Annotated in this window: 18 protein-coding genes; 16 read left to right on the top strand and 2 right to left on the bottom strand. The window is 31.6% G+C overall.

The window, feature by feature from the left end; translation table 11 throughout:
• The first annotated feature begins 137 nt into the window (after window positions 1-137).
• The 4 genes from asnS (at window position 138) to FGK85_RS02105 (ending at window position 4029) form a co-directional block, all read left to right on the top strand.
• Window positions 138-1529 carry an asparagine--tRNA ligase gene (gene asnS, locus FGK85_RS02090; RefSeq protein WP_138203314.1) on the top strand — a complete coding sequence of 464 codons (1392 nt, stop codon included), beginning with the start codon at window positions 138-140 and terminating at the stop codon, window positions 1527-1529.
• A 209-nt stretch (window positions 1530-1738) separates the two neighbouring features.
• A complete protein-coding gene (locus FGK85_RS02095; protein ID WP_138203316.1) occupies window positions 1739-2998 on the top strand; it encodes a double-cubane-cluster-containing anaerobic reductase in 1260 nt (419 codons plus the stop codon).
• A 10-nt stretch (window positions 2999-3008) separates the two neighbouring features.
• Window positions 3009-3260 carry a putative Se/S carrier protein gene (locus tag FGK85_RS02100; RefSeq protein WP_138203318.1) on the top strand — a complete coding sequence of 84 codons (252 nt, stop codon included), beginning with the start codon at window positions 3009-3011 and terminating at the stop codon, window positions 3258-3260.
• Between the two features lie 13 nt (window positions 3261-3273).
• A complete protein-coding gene (locus FGK85_RS02105) occupies window positions 3274-4029 on the top strand; it encodes an acyl-CoA dehydratase activase (RefSeq protein WP_138203319.1) in 756 nt (251 codons plus the stop codon).
• Between the two features lie 141 nt (window positions 4030-4170).
• Here the strand turns inward: FGK85_RS02105 and FGK85_RS02110 are convergent, their stop codons facing one another.
• A complete protein-coding gene (locus tag FGK85_RS02110) occupies window positions 4171-6066 on the bottom strand; it encodes a type I glutamate--ammonia ligase (protein ID WP_138203320.1) in 1896 nt (631 codons plus the stop codon).
• A gap of 243 nt (window positions 6067-6309) precedes the next feature.
• On the opposite strand from FGK85_RS02110, the gene murI reads away from it, so the two are divergent.
• From murI to FGK85_RS02135, 5 genes are all read left to right on the top strand, one after another.
• Entirely contained in the window at window positions 6310-7080 is a 771-nt protein-coding gene (murI, locus tag FGK85_RS02115; RefSeq protein WP_138203322.1) for a glutamate racemase, read from the top strand.
• A 402-nt stretch (window positions 7081-7482) separates the two neighbouring features.
• A complete protein-coding gene (locus tag FGK85_RS02120; protein WP_138203324.1) occupies window positions 7483-7923 on the top strand; it encodes a hypothetical protein in 441 nt (146 codons plus the stop codon).
• 89 nt (window positions 7924-8012) lie between these two features.
• Complete coding sequence (locus FGK85_RS02125) at window positions 8013-8531, top strand: peptidylprolyl isomerase (RefSeq protein WP_138203330.1); 519 nt, start codon at window positions 8013-8015, stop codon at window positions 8529-8531.
• A 116-nt stretch (window positions 8532-8647) separates the two neighbouring features.
• Window positions 8648-9028: a DUF3783 domain-containing protein gene (locus FGK85_RS02130; protein ID WP_171011302.1), complete on the top strand. Its 381-nt coding sequence runs from the start codon at window positions 8648-8650 to the stop codon at window positions 9026-9028.
• A 17-nt stretch (window positions 9029-9045) separates the two neighbouring features.
• Window positions 9046-9717 carry a helix-turn-helix domain-containing protein gene (locus FGK85_RS02135; RefSeq protein ID WP_138203334.1) on the top strand — a complete coding sequence of 224 codons (672 nt, stop codon included), beginning with the start codon at window positions 9046-9048 and terminating at the stop codon, window positions 9715-9717.
• Between the two features lie 483 nt (window positions 9718-10200).
• Here FGK85_RS02135 and FGK85_RS02140 read toward each other — a convergent pair whose 3' ends face one another.
• Complete coding sequence (locus tag FGK85_RS02140; protein WP_138203336.1) at window positions 10201-10512, bottom strand: helix-turn-helix domain-containing protein; 312 nt, start codon at window positions 10510-10512, stop codon at window positions 10201-10203.
• A gap of 285 nt (window positions 10513-10797) precedes the next feature.
• Between FGK85_RS02140 and FGK85_RS15690 the strand changes: the two genes are divergently transcribed.
• The 7 genes from FGK85_RS15690 to FGK85_RS02175 all read left to right on the top strand — a co-directional run bounded on the left by FGK85_RS15690 (window position 10798) and on the right by FGK85_RS02175 (window position 21735).
• Window positions 10798-14295, top strand: a complete 3498-nt coding sequence (locus FGK85_RS15690) for a S8 family peptidase (protein WP_279232895.1) — start codon at window positions 10798-10800, stop codon at window positions 14293-14295.
• Between the two features lie 111 nt (window positions 14296-14406).
• Entirely contained in the window at window positions 14407-15732 is a 1326-nt protein-coding gene (locus FGK85_RS02150) for a peptidoglycan-binding domain-containing protein (RefSeq protein ID WP_138203338.1), read from the top strand.
• A gap of 204 nt (window positions 15733-15936) precedes the next feature.
• On the top strand, window positions 15937-17736 hold the full coding sequence (locus FGK85_RS02155) for a heme NO-binding domain-containing protein (RefSeq protein WP_138203340.1): 1800 nt from the start codon (window positions 15937-15939) through the stop codon (window positions 17734-17736).
• Window positions 17737-17741: 5 nt separating this feature from the next.
• A complete protein-coding gene (locus FGK85_RS02160; RefSeq protein WP_243122780.1) occupies window positions 17742-18317 on the top strand; it encodes a glycerol-3-phosphate responsive antiterminator in 576 nt (191 codons plus the stop codon).
• 156 nt (window positions 18318-18473) lie between these two features.
• Entirely contained in the window at window positions 18474-19904 is a 1431-nt protein-coding gene (locus FGK85_RS02165; RefSeq protein WP_138203344.1) for an NAD(P)/FAD-dependent oxidoreductase, read from the top strand.
• A 113-nt stretch (window positions 19905-20017) separates the two neighbouring features.
• Complete coding sequence (locus tag FGK85_RS02170) at window positions 20018-21274, top strand: NAD(P)/FAD-dependent oxidoreductase (RefSeq protein WP_138203346.1); 1257 nt, start codon at window positions 20018-20020, stop codon at window positions 21272-21274.
• Window positions 21275-21363: 89 nt separating this feature from the next.
• Entirely contained in the window at window positions 21364-21735 is a 372-nt protein-coding gene (locus FGK85_RS02175) for a DUF1667 domain-containing protein (RefSeq protein WP_138203348.1), read from the top strand.
• Window positions 21736-21744 lie beyond the last annotated feature (9 nt).

Genomic DNA, 21744 nt, shown 5'->3' on the forward strand with positions numbered 1-21744 from the left:
AGACAGCAACTATGGAATTGGGAGAATCCCCACAGAAAAACATAGATACTTTCTTATCTATACTAAAATATAAAAATAAATAAGTTTATAGTCAGTTAAATGACTGCTATAAACTTATTATACGAGGAGGAAATATAATGAAAGACATACTAATTAAGAGTCTTTACAGAGAAACAAAGCAGTATATAGGTAAAGAAGTAAAAATATCAGGCTGGGTAAAAACAGTAAGAGCATCAAAAGCTTTTGGGTTTATAGAAGTTAATGATGGAAGTTTTTTTAAGAATGTACAAATAGTATTTGATGAAGCTTTAGAAAACTTTAGTGAATTAGGTAAATTACCTATAAGTGCTTCTATAGAAGTAATAGGAGAAGTAGTTGAAACACCAGGAACAAAGCAACCTTTTGAAATTAAAGCTTCAAAGGTTACTAAAGTGGGAAACTCTTCATCAGATTATCCACTACAAAAGAAAAGACATACCTTTGAGTATTTAAGAAGTATAGCTCACTTAAGACCAAGAAGTAACGCTTTTTCAGCAGTATTTAGAGTGCGTTCAATAGCTGCTTATGCTGTTCATAAATTCTTCCAGGAACAAGGTTTTGTATATGTACACACTCCAATAATAACTGCCAGCGACTGCGAGGGTGCAGGAGAAATGTTTAGAGTTACTACTTTAGACATGGAGAACCTTCCAAAGGATGAAAAGGGTAAAATAGACTATTCACAGGATTTCTTTGGAAAATCTGCTAACCTTACTGTAAGTGGTCAGCTAGAAGGAGAAATATATGCTCTAGCATTTAGAAATATATATACTTTTGGACCAACTTTTAGAGCAGAAAATTCAAACACAGGAAGACACGCTTCAGAGTTCTGGATGATAGAACCAGAAATAGCTTTTGCAGATCTTGCAGATGACATGGATTTAGCAGAAGAAATGGTTAAATATATAATAAAATATGTAATGGAAAATGCTCCAGAAGAAATAGAATTCTTCAACAGCTTTATAGATAAAGGACTAAAGGATAGATTAAACAATGTTTTAAATTCTGATTTTGCAAGAATATCTTATACTGAAGCTGTAGAATTATTGAAAAAAGCAGATGTAGAGTTTAAGTACCCAGTAGAATGGGGATGCGATCTTCAAACAGAGCATGAGAGATATATAACAGAGAAAATATACAATAAGCCAGTATTTGTAACTGACTATCCAAAGGATATAAAGGCATTCTACATGAGAATTAATGATGACAACAAAACTGTTGCAGCAGCAGACCTTCTAGTGCCAGGAGTTGGAGAAATAATAGGAGGAAGCCAAAGAGAAGAAAGACTTGATGTTTTAGAGGCTAGGATTGCAGAGCTTGGATTAGAAAAGGAAGATTACTGGTGGTATTTAGAGCTTAGAAAATATGGAGAAACTAAGCATGCTGGTTTTGGTTTAGGATTTGAGAGAATGATAATGTATCTAACAGGTATGAGCAATATAAGAGACGTTATACCATTCCCAAGAACTCCAGGTAGTGCAGAATTCTAAAATACATGCATGAAAATATTTTAATAGAGTGTTAAATTTAAAGAACTTCGTTTTCCTTTTGCAGGAACGAAGTTCTTTTATATTTATGAAAGGGTAATTGTTATTTACAAAATCAATAGCTGCCTAAAGTTCTATTAAAAAATCAAAACCTATATGGTAATAGATTATGTTACTATTTATGTGAATGATGAATAAAGGAGTTGAATTTTATGGCAGACTATAGAGAAATGTGGAAAAAGTTAAATATCAATTTAGAAAAGCACGATCAATTGTGTGAGGTTTTACCAGAGTTGTATGGTTCAGTTTATTTACAACAAGAGGATAGACCAGAAGGAATGAACTATTTTAACTATGTAGTTTCAGAAGTTCATGGTGCAAGAATTCAGGAATTAGAAGAACACAAGAAAAATGGTGGTAAGGTTATAGGAACATTTTGTGTTTTTGTACCAGATGAAGTAATATTAGCTACAGGTGCTTTAGGAGTAGGGCTTTGTGCAGGATCTCAGTTTTGGATAGAGGATGGAGAAAAGGTTCTTCCTAAAAATCTATGTCCTTTAATTAAAGCATTTACAGGAGCTAAAATTGGAGCTACATGTCCATATTTCCAATCTTGTGATATGTTGGTTGGGGAAACTACATGTGATGGAAAGAAAAAAGCTTGGGAATTATTAAATGAATATACTCCTGTTCATGTAATGGATTTACCACAAATGAAGAGAGAAAAAGACTATACTATGTGGAAAGATGAAATAAGAATATTTATAGATAAAATGGAACAGTTAACTGGAAATAAGGTTACTGTAGAGAATTTAAAAGAAGCTATAAAATTAGCTAATAAAAAGAGAAGAGCTTTAAAGAGATTATATGACTTAAGAAAACATAAACCATCTCCAATAAGTGGACTTGATTGCCTTTTAATATCTCAAATTGCTTTTTATGATGATGTAAATAGATTTGTAGATAATGTAAACAAGCTATGTGATGAATTAGAGGAAAGAATAAAGAAGGGACAAGCTAAAGAAAAGAAGAGACTTATGATAACAGGAACTCCTATGGCTCTTCCAAACTGGAAAATACATAGCATAATAGAGAACTTAGGTGCTGAGATTGTAGTTGAAGAAACTTGCACTGGTACAAGATATTTTGAAAATGAAGTTTGTGAAGATGGAGAAACTTTGGATGATTTAATAGATAATTTAGCTAGAAGATATCTAAATATCAACTGTGCTTGCTTTACACCAAATAGTGGAAGAATAGATGATATATTAAGATATGCAAAGGAATATGATGTGGATGGAGTTATTGACTATAATTTATCTTTCTGCCATACATATGCCGTTGAAGATAAGAGCATTAGGGATATGCTAAAAGATAAAAATATACCAGTTATGCATATAGAAACAGATTATTCCACAGAGGATTCAGGTCAAATAAAAACAAGAGTAGAAGCATTCTTAGAAATGATTTAAGGTGATTTTAATGGAAAAAGAGAATCATTATATACTTTTTAGAAATCATACAGAAGGCACTAAATTAGAAAATTTGCTTAAAGAACAAAATATAAAATATGTAATCTCTCCTACTCCAAGAGAACTTTCTACTTGCTGTGGTATATGCATAATTTATGAAAAAGAAGATGAGGATAGAATAAAAGGCTTAATAGAAGAAAATCATGTGGATATAATAGGATTTTATACTTTAAAGAAGAAGTATACTAATTTTTATGCTTAAAGGATGATGAGACATGTATTATGTAGGAATAGATATGGGATCCACAGCTACAAAGGTAGTAGCTTTTGAGGGCGAGGAATTAAAAATTAAATTTTCTGTGCCAGCGGGATGGAATAGCGTAGAAACCTCTGAAAACATAAAAAATAAGTTACAGCAGCAGGGAGTAAATGAAGAGAATTCTAAAATAGTTGCCACTGGATATGGAAGGATTTCAGTGCCCTATGCCCATAAAACTATTACAGAAATAACCTGTCATGGAAAAGGTGCTAATTATCTATATAAGGGTGATTGCACAGTTATAGATGTAGGGGGACAGGATACTAAGGTAATAACTGTGCAAAAGGGAATGGTTACTGATTTTTTAATGAATGACAAATGCTCTGCAGGTACAGGAAGATTTTTAGAGATAATGGCTAATAAATTAGGAGTAGATCTAGAAACCCTATGCAGGCTTTCTAAAGAAGGCAGTGGAGTAACTATAAGCTCTATGTGTACTGTTTTTGCAGAATCAGAGGTAATAAGCTTGGTGGCTAAGGGAAAGAGAAGAGAGGATATAGCTTATGCTATAGTAGATTCTATAGTAAGTAAAGTGAAATCCTTGTGCTACAAACACTCCTCTTCAGAGAATTATTTTTTTACTGGGGGACTTAGTGGAAATAAGGACTTCGTAGATAAACTTTCAGAGAAGTTACAGAAAAAAGTAGAAACTCATCCTTTGGCAAAGTATGCAGGAGCCATTGGTGCAGCTTTAAGCGCTAAAAAAATATGATAAATACCCCCATGAAAGCCATTAGTAAGGTTTTTCATGGGGGTTATTTTAAGTAAAGGTGTATGGATTTATTATTTTGTAGTTTACAATTCTGTAAGAGGTGAACTATGCTCACTTACAGAAGATGGATAGATCTTTCAGTTAAATATCTAATAAATTTTTTTCATAAGTACAATATAATTTTCTAAGTTCTTCCATTTTGTTGTCTAGCTCTAATTGAAGTTCAGATATAAGAGGTAAATCCTCATTTTTACTAGCTTCTTTTATTTGAGTAAATAGACTTTTTCTATCATAAGTATCCTTCATTATGTACTTTCTTAAATCATTTATTTTTATCCAATATGAAAGGTCTAAGTCTAGAGCTAAATCATCTAAATGCAATTTCTTATAGCCTCTAACCTCTTTCATATAGTTATTTATTATTCTATGGTTTATTTCCATTAGCCACCTTTTAATAGAAGTACTTTTAAAACCATTAATTATTGTATCAGTAAAGACATTACCTTTCTTTAATATAGCCACTTTATCTTTACAATTATCTAAAAATGAAAGATTTTCCTGTACAGTTTTAGGAGCTTTTCCAAAGAACTTATCTCTATCTTTTTCAGAATATTTATGGAATACATCATCTTCACTTCTATACATTCTATACTTCTCTAAGTATCCAAATTCTTCCCCATAATTTTTAGATAACTCTTTTAATAGGTCATCTTCAGTTTTAGACTCTTTTATTGCATAACTTATTCCGTCTAACATAGCCATACACATGGAAGCTATACATAAATAAGTATTAGTATGTGGGTTTGGCGATCTCAATTCAAATCTAGTTGAAAAAGGATTATCTAAATCTCTTATAAGAGCTAATAGTATAGTCCTATTTCTAGAAGGCATTTCTACTGTATGTCCTAAGGAAGTAACTACACAAACAGGTGCTTCAAAGCCTGGTTTTAATCTCTTAAGGGAATTATATGTAGGGGAAACAAAGGGACTTATCACCTCATAATTTTTTAGAATTCCCATTATTGATGCATAACCTATGGCACTAAGAAAATGATCCTTAGTGGCAGTAAATAAATTTATGCATTTTCCGGATTTACAGTTTAAAGTTATACTAATATGAGTATGCTTTCCGCTACCTGCCACTGAATCAATTGGCTTAGCTAAAAAGGTAACATCAAGCCCGTTTAATCTAAAAGTTTCTCTTACTATATTTTTAATAATGATTTCATTGTCTGAGGTTTGAATAGCATTAGAGTATTTCCAATCTATTTCTAGCTGCTCCATTATATGTGTGTAGCTGCCTGATTCATTTACTTTAGCTTTTACGCCCCCTACTTCCTTGTGACCCATTTCAGGATTAAAGCCATAAGCCTCCATAAGCATTAGACATTGTTCTAATGAAGTTCTTACAGAGCCTTTGGTTCTTGTCCAGTATTGCTCTTGAAGTACTTGAGATGTGGACAGTTCTTCTACATGAGCTTCGTCATTAGGTGTTTGAACCCAAAATTCTAGTTCTGTAGCGGCAGTAACTGAAATATCTTCAATGTCATCAAACTCTATATTATAGGTATGTAAAAGTTCAGGAGTTTCTCTAAACATATTCATAAGAGAAGTTTTGAAAAAATGAATGGCATTTTTTAGAATTGAACGAGAGTCTACAGCCTTGCTATCATGATATAAAAAACAAGGGATTCTAAGGGTTCCTATAGGGCGCCCACTTTTAGAGTCTAAATGTTCATAGTTATAGTCTATAAACCAAGTTGAGTCCTTATCCGCAATCATATCAATTTTTGCATTGTTTATAGTGGCTATACCAGGTAGTGCTACAGATGAGCCGTCAGTTTGTATAGCACCTGTTAAAAAACCTTCTATATCCTTTAGAAATAATGATATTGGAATCTTTTCATCTGTGTCATTTCCAGCTAAGTCCACGCCTACAAAAGAAACGAATTTTACCTCAGGAGCATTAGATAATATATCTTTTAGCGCTTTAGGGGAGTGGTTTTCTTTTGAAATTGTGTATAGTAAATCATTCATAAACATCCCTCCAAGAAAAAATTATATGCCAAAAATTCTACATTAATAACAATTCAATGTCAAGAAAAATGAAATGGATTCATAGGTTAATTTAATATAAATATTTAAAAGAAGCTAATAATAGTGAAAAAAACATTGATTTTTAATATTTTTCTATATTTTATTTGTATTTTTATAGTGTAGTTTGTTAAAATATCTAAGTAAAGGATTTATATTTGTTTAACACAAGGTGGTGCAGGAAATATGGAAGAAAGCAGTAAACCTATAGGAATATTTGATTCTGGTTTAGGTGGATTAAGTGTTTTAAAAGAAGCTATTAAATTATTGCCTCATGAGGATTTTATATATTATGGAGATACAAAAAATGCGCCCTATGGTACTAAGAGTGTAAAAGAAATAAGAAGATTGACAAATAATGTGGTGGATTTTCTTTTAGCTAAAGAAGTAAAAGCCATAGTTATAGCATGTAATACGGCAACTAGTGCTTCAGTTGATGAGCTTAGAAAGAGGTATTCCATGCCTATTATAGGTATAGAGCCTGCTTTAAAACCTGCTGTGGAACTTAATAGGCAGGGTGAAATTATAATAATGGCTACAACTGTAACCCTTTCAGAAAAGAAGTTTAAAAATTTAATGGAAAAATATAAAAAAGATTACGATATAGTTCCATTGCCTTGTCCAGGATTAATGGAGTTTATTGAAAAGGGAGATATAGATAGTTTAGAATTAGAGGAATATTTAAGAGAAAAGCTTAAAGAATTTTCTAATGAACAAATTTCATCTATAGTTTTGGGATGTACTCATTATCCATTTATAAAAAATAAATTATCCCAAATAATAGGAGAAGATATACCTATTATTGATGGGAGTACAGGTACTTCTATGCAGCTGAAAAGGCAATTACAAAGTAGAAAAATGCTCAATAATAAAAAACAAGAAGGTAAAATATTCATATATAATTCATTAGATGGAGAAGAAATAATTAAATTAAGCTATAAACTTATGAATATATAGTAAAAAAACTTTGTGAAAACATTGACAATACTTGAGAGATTTGATATATTGAGTATAGAAAAAACAATTAAATAAAATTGTTGAATTCAAAGGTAATAAAGTTAATACTCATAATATTACACCCTTACTTTATATATTAAAACATTAATTTTTAAGAGCAGTTATTTTAATTGCTCTTTTTATTTTTTTTGAAAAAGTATCTTTATTTTTACAAAAATTAATAAGTTTTTGTACTTTTGATGTAGATTTAAATGTAGTAATTATAACAATGTTAGGATAGTTTTAGGAAAGAAAAATTAGGAAATATTAATGATATTTTATAAACAAACCCTCACTTTATATTTTTATTAGAATAAAATAATAGTACAATTCTTATGAAAATACCATGGTGAGGGTGATGAAATGAAAGGCTTTATATTAGATAAAAATGATGAGGATTATTTAAAAAGTTATGAACTAAAGGAAATGGATAAAGAAATAAATAGTAAATATGAATTTGACAATATAACAATTGCAAATCCTAAGAATAGTAACAGCATATATATAATTAAAAATATATTTGTTAAGTCTGAAAACAAGAATTTTTATTTAAGAATTGGAAGTGGAAACAGGGAATTTTCTTTTGAAGAAAAAAATATGAAGTTTTTATTTTTCAATGATGTTATTGAAGAAAAGGAGTATATACATTTAGCTAGTATAAACAATAATGAGAAGAAAAGAGTTGAAATGCTCCCTAATAAATGTATAATTCTACTTCCTAAGGGTTTTTTAAATATTAAAGTTGACAAGCCTATAAACAATATAAATATAAAAATACTATGGAAAGAAGAAAAGATAGAATAAATACTAAGGATTAAATAAATGGATAATACTATAAAATGTGATATAATTATTTAAAAATACAAATTAAGTATGTTAAAGGAGAGATAAACATGGCAAATCCAATAGTTACTATTAAAATGGAAAATGGAGATATTATAAAGGCAGAATTATATCCAGAGGTAGCACCTAATACTGTAAATAATTTTATAAGTTTGATAAATAAAAAATTCTATGATGGCATATGCTTTCACAGGGTTATACCAGGGTTTGTTATTCAAGCAGGATGCCCTCATGGCACAGGCGTTGGCGGTCCAGGATATTCTATAAAGGGAGAATTTAAGTCTAACGGATTTAAAAATGATTTAAAGCACACTGAAGGTGTTTTATCTATGGCTAGAACTATGGCACCTAATTCAGCAGGTAGTCAATTTTTTATAATGGTAGGAGCGGCTCCACATTTAGATGGACAATATGCTGGCTTTGGTAAGGTTATAGAAGGCATGGAAGTTGCTCAAAAGATAGCAGCTACAGAAAGAGACCATAGGGATAATCCAATGGAACCTCAAATTATGAAAGAGGTTACTGTAGAAACTTTTGGTGTAGAATATAACGAACCAGAAAAAATGTAGTAGTGATACTGTAAAATTTATTTAATTAAGAAGCCTCAACTTGGTGTAAGTCAGTGGAGGATAGTTCATATTAAGTTAATTATTGTAATAAGAAACTTATGAGAGAGGGGATAATTTTGGATAACAACTCTTCTATACTAGCCTATGGATTCAGTGATGAGGAAAATGAATTCCTAAATTCTTTATGTAGTGAAGAATCTCTAAGGTTTAAAATAATAAAGAACACTATGGCAAATATGAAAGTAAAAGATATACTAGATGGATTGATGATAGAAGTATATGATAGGGAAATGCCAGAAGAAAAGACCATATTGTTTAATAATATAGAAGATTTTAAGCTAGAAGAATTAATAGGTAAAATTAGAGCCAATAAAAATCTAGTATGCATTCTTGCGGTGGTTACTGAAACATCAAGAGAATGGACATTTAAAGAACTTTTAAAGGAGCTTTTAAGAGAGCGAGAATGGTATAGAAAAAACTCTAACAAAAGGGCATAAAGAAACGAGGTATATAAATGAGTAGAATAGGGGAAAAAATACAAAAAATACGAAATGAAAAAGGAATAAGTGCAAAAAAGTTAGCTAAAAAATTAGGAGTGGCTGAAAAGTTTATAACCGAAGTAGAACAGGGAAGAAAGGTTATGAATGAAAATCTTATAGAAAAAGCCTCAAAGGTATTAGGGGAAGATCTAAATGACTTAACCATGAACTTTAAAGAAGAAGAAAATGATCAAGTAAAAGTTGTAAATAGAAAATTAGGTATAACTAAGGAAAAAGAAGTTTCAGCTGTTTGGGGAGAAGCTTTTTCATCCATATTAAAGGCTATACCAGTATATGATTACAGCTTAAACAGAGTTTTAGGCAAGAAGACACTTCCTTTAATATCAAACAAAATAGAGGGACATAGCCAAGACAAGGTCTTATTTTTAGCTATACAAGATGATGATATGATAGGTTTCAGAATAGCAAAAGGCGATATAGCTTTTGGACATACTATAAGTGAAGTTGAAAATAACTCTGTTTGTTTATTGGAGCATAAGGGTGAAAGAGTTGTAAGACAAATTAAAAGGCTAGACAACAATAAGGTTCTTTTAATAAGTAACAGAGGAAATGTAATTACAGAAACCGCAGAAATTAAAAATATTAAACCATTAGTTAAAATAGACAAAGTAGAAATAATACTATAAGAAAATTGTGACGTTGTCACAATTTTCAGTGGGCTAGTGTGCCAGTGTGCTAGAGGGCTAGTAAAGGATAATTTTTCTTCATTGCATTACGAAAAATTTTAGAATGTAAAAAAGATAGCTAACATAATTTCATGTTATGAAATTGTGTTAGCTATTTTTGGACTTAACTTAAATCTTTTATTGGCGGTAGCCAGACTAAATATATAAATATCAAATATCAAATATTAAATATCAATTAATGTGGATTTTCTTCATTTTATTCAGAAAATCTTTAATTTATCCGATGACTACCTGCCGTAACACTCCCACTTCTAACAAAGTGGGAGATAACGGCAGCTACGTCCCTGGATAACGATCTCTAACCTTCAGTTGGAGTAAAAACTCCATCTGAAGCTAAGAGCTCTGTTTATAAATAAGGAGCTCATGATTTTTTTAAGCGAAGCCTTTCGTGTAGTTTTTTTGACGTAGTAAATAAAATAAGATTTACTGCTGAGCTTCCAATTTAGTAGATTGGACCCACTTATTCAACCCTTCCTTACTAAAGATGTATTTACCATTAATTTTAATATAATTAATGGTTGAACCTTTTCCTTCAGAAAGATATAGTAACTCTGATTTGCTAATATTTAAATATTTTGCTGCTTCTTCAAGTCCCAAAATATCATTTTGTTGTGAATTTACAGGAGTATTTTTATTTGCAAATGCTTTTAAAGATTGCCCTATCCATATAGAACTAAAAACTATACTAATTGCAAGTATAATTATAGCTAATGGTAATAGTTTATTCTTTTCCAATACTTTCCCTCCCTTTTTTATTTAGTGTTTAAGTTTCATTATTTTAGAATTGTTTATTAATATTATTATATATTATAAATAATAACTATATTTATAAATTTTATCAATACTTTACAAAAAATATTGCCTAAGTTCTAGCCATCTGGTCACTTGGACAACTACTCCACTAGCAAACGAATTTCCGACTCTAAATGTATTCCTTTAGTAACTTATTTAGTAAAAGTTTCATAAAATATAATGTTAAGCAATATTTCGAGGTGAGTATTTACGGAAAACACGGGCGGGATTTTAAACTTATTAAATAATGTGCCACTTGATGTAAAAGAGCGGATAGCCCAGCTTTCTAAAAATGAGGATATACTTAAGGGTTTTTTAGAGTTAGTAATTTTATTTGGAGAGAAAGGAAGTATAGTTAAAGAAAAAATAGAAAACATGGGTGGAGTATTTGAAAATTTAGGATACGGTTTTGGAATAATAACCATAAATAGCGATAAGTTAGAGGCGCTAGGAAGTATTGAAGAAATTCAATACATAGAGCTACCTAAAATATTATATGCTTCAGATTTAGAGAGTAATAGGGCTTCTTGTGTTCTGGATGTGTGGAATTTGTATGGGCTTACAGGAAAAGATGTACTTGTTGGATTTATAGATTCAGGTATAGACTTTACTCATCCGGCTTTTAAAGATGTAGATGGAAATACGCGCATAGAGTATATATATGATTTATCTCAAGGAGGGAAGGTATGGGATAAAAATGAGATAAATATGGCTTTGAAATCTCCTAATCCGTACCAAATTGTAAATGAAAGGGATTTATCTGGTCATGGAACACATGTGGCAGGTATAGCTTGTGCCGGAGGTAATATAGATAGAAAGTACTATGGCGTGGCGTATGAATCTTCTATAGCCATGGTAAAAATGACTCCAGAGGGAAAAGTAAACTATGCCAGAAGTACTCAGTTAATGCGAGGAATAAAATTTTTAGTGGATAAAAGTTACCAGATTAAAAAGCCTTTAGTTATTAATTTGAGTTTTAGCAGTAATGACGGAGCACACAATGGCAATAGCCTTTTAGAGCAATATATTAATGCCATTTGTAATTTTGAAAGAATTAGCTTTGTGGTGGCTTCAGGCAATGAGGGAGACAGGGCGCATCATGTGGGAGGAATTTTAGAAACTTCTCAAAATATATCTATAAGCATAGCGGAAGATGAGAGGGTTATAGTGCTACAATTTTACAAGGATTTTCTTGATGATATAAGTATAGAAATAAAAAGCCCTGCAGGGATAGTATCACAAAATGTATTTATAAAGGAAGGATATTATCAAGGGACTATAGGTAATGACAGATATTTTATATATAATAGCGGACCTAAACCTTTTGATATAAATGGTGAAATAGTAATAACTTTCACCAGTGAAAAGGAATTTATACTTGGGGGAGTTTGGCAAATTACTATAAATTCTTTAAGTAAAACTAGGGGTAAGTATGATATTTGGCTGCCTATTGCGGAAGGGTTAAATCCTAATACAAAGTTTTTGAAACCCAATCCCTTTAACACATTAGGTATTCCAGCCACTGTGCAAGGGGTAATTTCTGTAGGAAGTTATGATTATAAATTAAATAGTATATCTAGTTTCTCAGGAAGGGGAGAAGTAGGTGGTGATAAACCTGATTTGGTCGCTCCTGGAGAAGGAATATTATCATCAATTCCTATGGGGACTTTTGATAGCTTATCAGGTACTTCCATGGCTGCACCACATGTAGCAGGAGCAGCGGCACTTTTAATGCAATGGGGAATTGTTCAAGGCAATGATACTTATATGTATGGGGATAGGCTAAAGTACCTTTTGCTTAAGGGAGCTACAAGGGATAAAAATGATGTACAGTACCCAGGACCTACTTGGGGATATGGAAAATTATGTGTAAAAGGGGGAATGGAGTTGGTGATGGGTAGTAGAAATTTTAGACAGGAAGTTAATAAGGCATCTTATATAGTGGAATATGATGGAGATATAATGTCATTGTTTAAAAATATAGATTTTGCATATCCTCTTATTTTAGATGAGAGATATGCAGTAATTTATATAGATGAGAGCAAGGCAGAAGAGTTCTTTAGTAAAACTAAGGAAATAATTTATGTAGAAGACTTGACACACTATACATTAAATCAAGTATCACCTTTGGATTCTGCTAATATATTAAAGTTTCATACTAGTCCATTCTTAAATCTAAGAGGACAGGGAGTACTGGTGGGTATGGTGGACACTGGAATTGACTATTTAAATAAAGAGTTTATGTATGAGAATGATACCACTAGAATAATTGATATATGGGATCAAACAGTACCAGGGAATAATTTCCCTAAGGATTTTGGTTTTGGAAGAGAGTATAGCAGTGAGGAAATAAATAATGCTATATCAGCTAAAGCAAAAGGAGAAGATCCTTATGCTATTGTGAATAGCAAGGATGAAGTGGGACATGGAACCAACATGGCTGGAATAATAGGTGCAAGAGGTATTAACCCTGAATTAGTAGGTGCAGCACCAGATTGTCAGTTTGCAGTAGTTAAGTTAAAACCAGATAGAGTTATATTGCCTTCAGGGGCTATTGAGGGAAAAGGTATACCTGTATATTCCAGCGTAAATATAATATTAGCAGTTAAGCATATATATAATTTAGCTAAAAAATTAAATATGCCCACAGTAATATATATACCTTTAGGAACTAATGAAGGGGCTCATGATGGAAGTGCTATATTAGAAAGATTTATAGATGAAATAAGTAAAATAAGGGGCATAGTTGCGGTTACAGCATGTGGTAATGAAGGCGACGGTGATATTCATACTGATGGTATTCTTAAACAAGGTGAGGAAAGAATTGTTGAGATAAAAGTTGATGAAATGGAAAGAGATTTAAGTTTTGAAATATGGTGCAAAAAACCTGATAAGGTATCCATAGGAATAATATCCCCATCCGGTGAAGTAGTGGATAGGATACCAGCAAAGATTCAGGAACAGGAGGAAATAAGATTAGTTTATGAAGGTAGCACTATATTAGTGAAATATTTTATTCCAGAGGAAATAACAGGAGATGAGCTTATTAGAGTTAATATTAAAAATGTAACTAGTGGTATATGGCGATTTAAACTAATAGGGGATTATATAGTTAGTGGAAGATATGATATATGGCTGCCACAAAGGGAACTTCTTAAAGATGGTACGAGATTTTTGGCGCCATCTCAATATGTAACTCTAACAATACCATCTACTTCTAATAAAATCATATCTTGTGCTTATTATAATCAAAATACTAATACTGTAGTAGCTGCTTCTGGTAAAGGTTATACTAGGGATTTAAGAGTAAAGCCAGACATAGCAGCTGGAGGAGTAAATGCTGTAACTACCTCTGTTGGTGGAGGCGTAACTACGGTAAGCGGAAGCAGTGTGGCAGCAGCAGTAACTGCAGGGGCTTCGGCTTTGCTTTTGGAATGGGGTATAGTTAAAGGAAATGATAAAACTATGTATTCAACTAAGTTAAAAACTTATCTTATAAGAGGAGCAAGACAGAGAACTGGTGATGTTTATCCCAATAGAGAATGGGGATATGGTCAATTAGATTTAGACAAAGTTTTTATGTCAGTGAGAGGGTTTGAGAGAGAAAAAAATATTGATAGAGGCATAATTGAATATGAGATATATAAAAGTAAGTTAGTTAATGAGGCAGAGGGCAATATTTATATAAATATACCCAAGGATGTATATGAATTAATAGATAACTAAACTTTCGCATATAAAGTTCAAGCTCTACACTATACAAGGTAAGAAGTAAGAACGTTTTTAATGCAAATACCATATTATTGTTATTAGAGTAATTATATAAGGAGACTGAATATGCCAAGTGAAGGTACCATTCAAGTACAAGTTTTTGAAGGGGAAACCTATATACCTATAGACGGTGCAAAGGTAACTATAGTGCAAAGACCAGAAGATAGTACAAGACAGTTAGAGGAAACTACTACCACAGATACATCTGGATTGACAAATGAATTGGGATTAAATGCTCCTGATTTGGAGTTTTCTATGAAACCTTCAGATAAATTGCCATATAGTTTTTGTGATATAAGAGTTGAGGCTCCAGGGTATAGAACGCTGTTTGTAAAGGATTGTCAAATATATCCTCAGACCTTAGCAGTGCAAGAATGTAAAATGGAGAAAACAGCTCCAAATAGGCAAGAGGAAGAATTAATAGATATACCACCTAATACTCTAGTTGGTAATTATCCTCCAAAGATACCGGAAGACCCTAATAAGGAAGAACCTAAACCTACAGGAGGAGTAGTGCTTCCAGAACCTGTAGTGCCAGAATTTATAGTAGTTCATGCTGGAGGACCTAATGATCAATCGGCCCCTAATTATACCGTTAGATATAAGGACTATATAAAAAATGTAGCGTCCAGTGAAATATTTTCTACTTGGCCAGAAACAACTATAAGAGCTAATATATATTGTATAATATCATTTACTTTAAATAGAATATATACAGAATGGTATAGGGGCAAGGGAAAAAGTTTTGATATAACCAATTCCACGGCATATGATCATGCATTTACTTATGGAAGAAATATATATGCTAATATAAGCAGGATAGTGGATGGTATATTTTCCACATATGCTAAAAGACCAACGAGAAAGCAGCCACTTCTCACTCAATATTGTGATGGAGTAAAGGTTCAATGTCCAGGTTGGCTTACTCAATGGGGGAGTAAGTATTTAGGTGATGAAGGAAAAGTTCCATATGAAATATTAACTAGTTTTTATGGATCTAATTTAGAATTTGAAACAGCAAAACAGGTTAGAGGAATTCCTATGTCCTATCCAGGATTTGTTTTAAAACTAGGTTCATCAGGAGAACCTGTTAGAACAATTCAAACTTATTTAAATAGAATTTCTCAGGACTATCCAGCTATTCCTAAGGTTATAGCAGATGGAATATATGGAGAAAGCACTAAAAATGCAGTTACTACATTCCAAAAGGTTTTCTATTTACCACCAATAGGAGTAGTAGATTATCCAACTTGGTATAAAATATCAGATATATATGTTGCAGTTACTAAAATAGCCGAACTACAACCTAGAGGGTATGAAGAAGCTATTTTTATTCCACCAACACCATATTCTAATCTTTATCATCCAACAATTGAATATCCCATACAATAGGATATTTCATATAGAAAAAAATCAATAAAGTGGTATAATTTATATAGTAAAAATTGTTTTTAATATAAATATGGGAATTTTAAGAGAATTGATTAACTTCAATTCTCTATTTTAAAGATTTATTTAATATTAATTATTAATAAAAAGTATATATAAACGAATATATAATTGAGATTATAAGTTTTAGAGTTAAGGGGGAGCAGTATGAAAGGTACAGTAGTAGCGACATGGTTAAGAACTTGTAGAAAATTATATAATGATGAAGTGGTTGATAGAGCTATGGAATCAGAAGGTTGGGAAACTAGCAGGATATTTTCTCCATTAGAGGATGTAGAAGATTCAAAGATAAAGAGGGTTATAGAAAATATAGCTTCTGGTATAGGGTTAAATAGCAAAAAACTTTGGATGGAAATAGGTAAGAGCAATATAATGTCATTCCATGAAGATTTTCCAGCTTTCTTTCAGCATGAAAATATGTATTCATTTTTTAAATCTATGTTTCACGTACATGTGGTAATGACTAAAAAATTTAAAGGAGCTAAGCCGCCTATATTAAATATAGACCCCGTATCTAATAGACAGGCTATCTTTACATATAGCTCCAACAGGGGTATGTTTGATTACTTTCTTGGATTAATACAAGGTAGTTGTGAATTTTTTAAAGAAGATATACAAATAGATGAATTAGAGAGAAGAAATGATTTTTTAAAGTTAAAGCTTACTTTTAATAAAGATATTTATTACAAAAGAGTGTATAAATTTAATAAATTATTATCCTTAGGATTTATAAAAAAATTAGAAGCTAAGGTTGCAATATTTACATTTTTAGTATCTATTATTGGAACATTGCCTGTTTTGGGAGCTAATAATATCTTAAAAGGATTAATCATTTCTTTAGTTTCATCTATAGCATCATTTATGGGTACATATTTTCTTATAAGACCTAAAAATATGATAGAAGAAACTATAAGGCAGATTAATAATCACAATTATAATGAAGATTCGGATATAGAAACAAATGACTTCTTTGAAGATATATTCCGTTCATTAAAGGGATATAAAGAAGTTATAAAAGCTGATTTTGTAGAATTCAAGGGTGTTACAGATGAAATGAATAATTTTGTAAATAATATAAACAATATATCAGATACTATGAAAATTACATCTGATGAAATAGCTGGTGTGGTGGAACAAGTAGCTGATGGAGCTGTAAGTCAAGCGCAAAATACTGAAGGAACTGCATTAGCATTAAATGAAAATGTACAAATGCTAAAGCGTATAGTAGAAAATGAAAATATTAATAAGGAAGAGTTAGAAAAAGCTATTGAAAAAATAAATAATAGCTATGAAAATGTTCAAAAGACAAGTAATAATATATTAAATACATTAGAAAAGTTCCAAGGGGTAAAAGATAAGGGACTGAATTTACAAGGAAGGGCTAATGATATAACTAATATAGTTTTAATAGTTTCTCAAATATCTGAGCAAACTAATCTTTTAGCATTAAATGCCTCTATAGAAGCGGCTAGAGCAGGAGAACAGGGAAGAGGATTTGCAGTGGTAGCGGAAGAGGTTAGAAAGCTTGCTGAACAAACTAAAACTGCTGTAGAGGATATAAATTCAAACTTAGCTGAATTTGTGGGAGATATAAGGGATTTAGTAAACAGTATAGGAAATCAATATGATGTATTAGAGAGCGAGACAACTAGCTTAGAAACTGTTAAAAACATTAGTTATGAAGCAAATAAATCAATACAAACAGTATCTTCATCTATGATAAAAACTATAAATGAATTAAATAAAGAAGCGGATTCTATAGCTAGTATATACGAAAATATAGAGTCATTAGCAGCTATTGCAGAAGAGAACTCAGCTTCCTCAGAGGAAGTAAGTGCTAGCGTTAATAATTACACAAATGAATTGAAGAAATTAGTGGATAACATAGACAAATTCCAAAAGATTACACAAATATTTAAAGGGGAATTAGTAAAATATAAAATTTAATGGGAGTGGTTTTTTTGAAGAATGAGTTTTATGGGAAGTTGCAGATTAGTCCAATAATAGCAGCAGTGAATAATTTAGAAAAGTTGCATAATGCAATAGAATCTCCCTGTGAAATAATATTTTTACTTAAAGGTAATATTCTTAACTTAGATAAGATAGTTCATAAGGTTAAAGAGTCAGGAAAAAGTATTTATATACATGTGGATCTTATGGATGGGTTTGGAAGAGATGAATATGCTTTAAGATATATAAAAGAAAAGATAAATCCCCACGGAATAATAAGTACAAAAGCTAGTATAATAAAAGCTGCAAAAGAAAATAATTTATTTGCTATTCAAAGGTTGTTTATATTAGACAATTTATCCTTAAGCAGTGGAATTTCCACTGCTAAGGCTATAAAACCAGATGCAGTGGAAATATTGCCTGGAGTTATGAATAAAATAACAGAGAAGGTTAGAAAAGAAATCAATGTACCAGTAATAACTGGGGGACTTATAGCTGATAAGGAAGATGTAATAGGAAGTTTAAAGGCAGGAGCCATTGCTATTTCCACCAGCAAGGAAGAAATATGGTATATGTAGAGTCTCCCGTTCGTTGACAAAGGTATTTATATTAAAGTATAATAATTTTATAATGAAATATACGGCGAGAGTGAGAGAGATAAGCCACGTTTATAAAGGGAGACCCTCTTTATAGATGGTGGTTTTTTTGCTTTTTTGAGTTGAAGGAGGATTAAAATGTTTGATGTTATTGTTATAGGTGCAGGTGTTATAGGATGTGGTGTGGCTAGAGAACTTTCGAAATATAATTTAAATATTTGTGTTTTGGAAAAAGGTTCTGATGTGGCGGTAGGAACCACTAAGGCTAATAGTGCTATAGTACATGCTGGACATGATGCTAAGCCAGGTTCTTTAAAATCAGTATTGAATAAAAAAGGTAACGCAATGTTTGATAGGCTTTCTAAGGAATTGGATTTTCCTTTTAAGAGAAATGGCTCTTTGGTAGTTTGTTTTAATAAGGAGGATTTAGGTAAGCTTCAAGAACTTAAGGAAAGAGGAGAACAAAATGGAATTTCTGGACTTAAGATATTAGATAAGAATGAGCTTATGGCTATGGAGCCTAATTTAAATTCTAATATTGTGGCGGCTTTATATGCCCCTACAGGAGGTATAGTTTGTCCTTATGAAATGACTATAGCTTTAGCAGAAAATGCTTTTACAAATGGGGTGGATTTTAAGTTTAATTGTGAAGTTCTAGATGTAGTTAAGGAGAAAGATAGTTTTATAGTAAAGACTAATTTAGAAGATATTGAAGGAAGATTAATAATAAATGCTGCTGGGGTAAATGCAGATAGTATAAACAATATGGTTAGTGAAAATAAGATAAATATAATAGCTAGAAAAGGCGAGTATTGCTTATTCGATAAAACAGCCGGAAAAACTGTAGAGAAAACAATATTTCAATTACCAACCAAAATGGGCAAGGGTGTTTTAGTAACCCCAACGGTGGATGGAAACTTATTAATAGGACCTAATGCTATAGATATAGAGGATAAAGGGGATTTGAATACTACAGGGGAAGGTTTAGGAGAAATATTAGAAAAAGCTAAGCTTACGCTAAAAAATATTCCAATGAGAAGTATAATAACATCTTTTGCGGGATTAAGAGCTCATAGCACAGAAGATGATTTTATAATTGGAGAATCTGAAGATGTGGACAATTTTATAAATGCTGCAGGTATTGAATCACCAGGGTTATCATCTGCTCCAGCCATAGCAGAGATGATTGAGAATATAGTTATAAATAAGTTAAATCCAGATAAAAATCACAAATTTAATCCTATAAGAAAAGGGATACCTAAATTTAGAGAAATGTCTAATGAGGAGAGAAAAGAAATTATAAAAATAAATCCATTGTACGGAAATATAATATGCAGATGTGAACTAGTTACAGAAGGAGAGATAGTAGACGCCATAAGAAGACCTATGGGAGCTAGAGACTTAGATGGAGTTAAAAGAAGAACTAGAGCTGGCATGGGAAGATGTCAATCAGGATTTTGTTCTACTAAGGTAGTGGATATATTAGCTAGAGAATTAAATATGTCTAAAATGGATGTAACTAAGTTTGGAGGCAAATCCAATATATTATTAAATGAAAATAAGAGATAAATATGAAGTTTAATATTCAAATAATTATCATACACATGTGATTGGTGGGTTTTATTTAAAATAGTTTATTTAAAGTTTAAATGTAGTTATTAAGCAAATTTGGAGGTAAAAGCATGAAAAATTATGATATAGCAATAATAGGGGGAGGCCCAGCGGGACTTGCAGCAGCTATAGCCGCAAAGGAACAGGGAATAGATGATATTATTATAATAGAAAGAGATAACTGCTTAGGGGGAATACTTAATCAGTGTATACACAATGGTTTTGGACTTCATACCTTTAAGGAAGAGTTAACAGGGCCAGAATACGCCCAAAGATTTATAGACCAGGTGAATGAATTAAAGATTCCATATATATTAAATAGTATGGTTATAGATATAAATGAGGAAAAGATTTTAACAGTAGTAAATTCTTCTGATGGATTATTGGAAATTAAAGCCAAGGCAGTTATTTTAGCCATGGGATGCAGAGAAAGACCAAGAGGAGCTATAAATATACCTGGTAGCAGATGTGCTGGAATATATTCTGCAGGAGCTGCTCAAAAGTTTGTAAATATAGAAGGAGTAATGCCAGGAAAGGAAATAGTTATACTTGGATCTGGTGACATAGGACTTATAATGGCAAGAAGAATGACATTAGAAGGAGCGAAAGTTAAAGCAGTGGTAGAACTTATGCCTTATTCTAGTGGACTTAAGAGAAATATAGTACAGTGTTTAGATGACTTTAATATACCTCTTAAGCTTTCACATACAGTGGTAGATATAAAGGGAAAAGATAGATTAGAAGGAGTAATTATAGCAAAGGTGGATGAAAACAGAAAACCTATAAAGGAAACAGAGGAGTATATACCTTGTGATACATTGCTTTTATCTGTAGGACTTTTACCGGAAAATGAGTTGTCTACTAAAGCCAATGTAGAATTATCAGGGGTTACTGGAGGACCACAAGTTAATGAAAGTTTCCAAACTAATATAGATGGAATATTTGCCTGTGGAAATGTTCTTCATGTACATGATTTAGTGGATAATGTTACTATAGAAAGTATAAATGCAGGAAATAGTGCTGCTAATTATGTAAAGGGAAAAGAGTATGGACAAGAGGGCATAGATATAGTAGCTGAAGGTGGAGTTAGATATACTGTTCCAAAGAAAATAAATCCTGATAATATAGAAAAGGAAATAGATATTAGATTTAGAGTGGGAGAAGTTTTTCATGACAATTATGTGTCAGTTTATTTTGATGATTCAAGAGAGATTTATAGGAAAAAGAGAATACTTACTCCAGGGGAAATGGAAACGATAAAACTTAATAAGGATATGCTTAATAAATATCCTCATTGTAAAAAGATAAGGGTAACGGTGGAAAAATAGATATTGATTATAAATTATTACTTACTAATTTGCAGTAGTTGAAGTGCTGCATTAGTTGGAGTAATGACAGGAAGGGAGAATGCTTTAGTATGAGTGATGTTAGAGAATTAACTTGTATAGGTTGCCCCATGGGATGCTCCTTAGAGGTTAAAATAGAAAATGGTGAAGTAGTAGAGGTAAAGGGAAATACTTGTCCTAAGGGTAAAACTTATGCGGAAAAGGAGTGTACTAATCCCACTAGAATAGTAACATCTTCCGTAAAGGTAGAAGGTGGAGTAATAGATGCAGTGTCTGTAAAAACGGAAAATGATATACCAAAGGATAGAATTTTTCAGTGTATAGATGAATTAAGAGGAGTTGTAGTAAAAGCACCTATAAAAATAGGAGATGTAGTATTAAAAAATGTAGCGGGCACTGGAATTAATATAATAGCTACAAAACAAGTGGATGAGTTAATTTAAAAACTCATC

Source organism: Haloimpatiens lingqiaonensis, from assembly GCF_901447495.1.
GTDB lineage: Bacteria > Bacillota > Clostridia > Clostridiales > Clostridiaceae > Haloimpatiens > Haloimpatiens lingqiaonensis.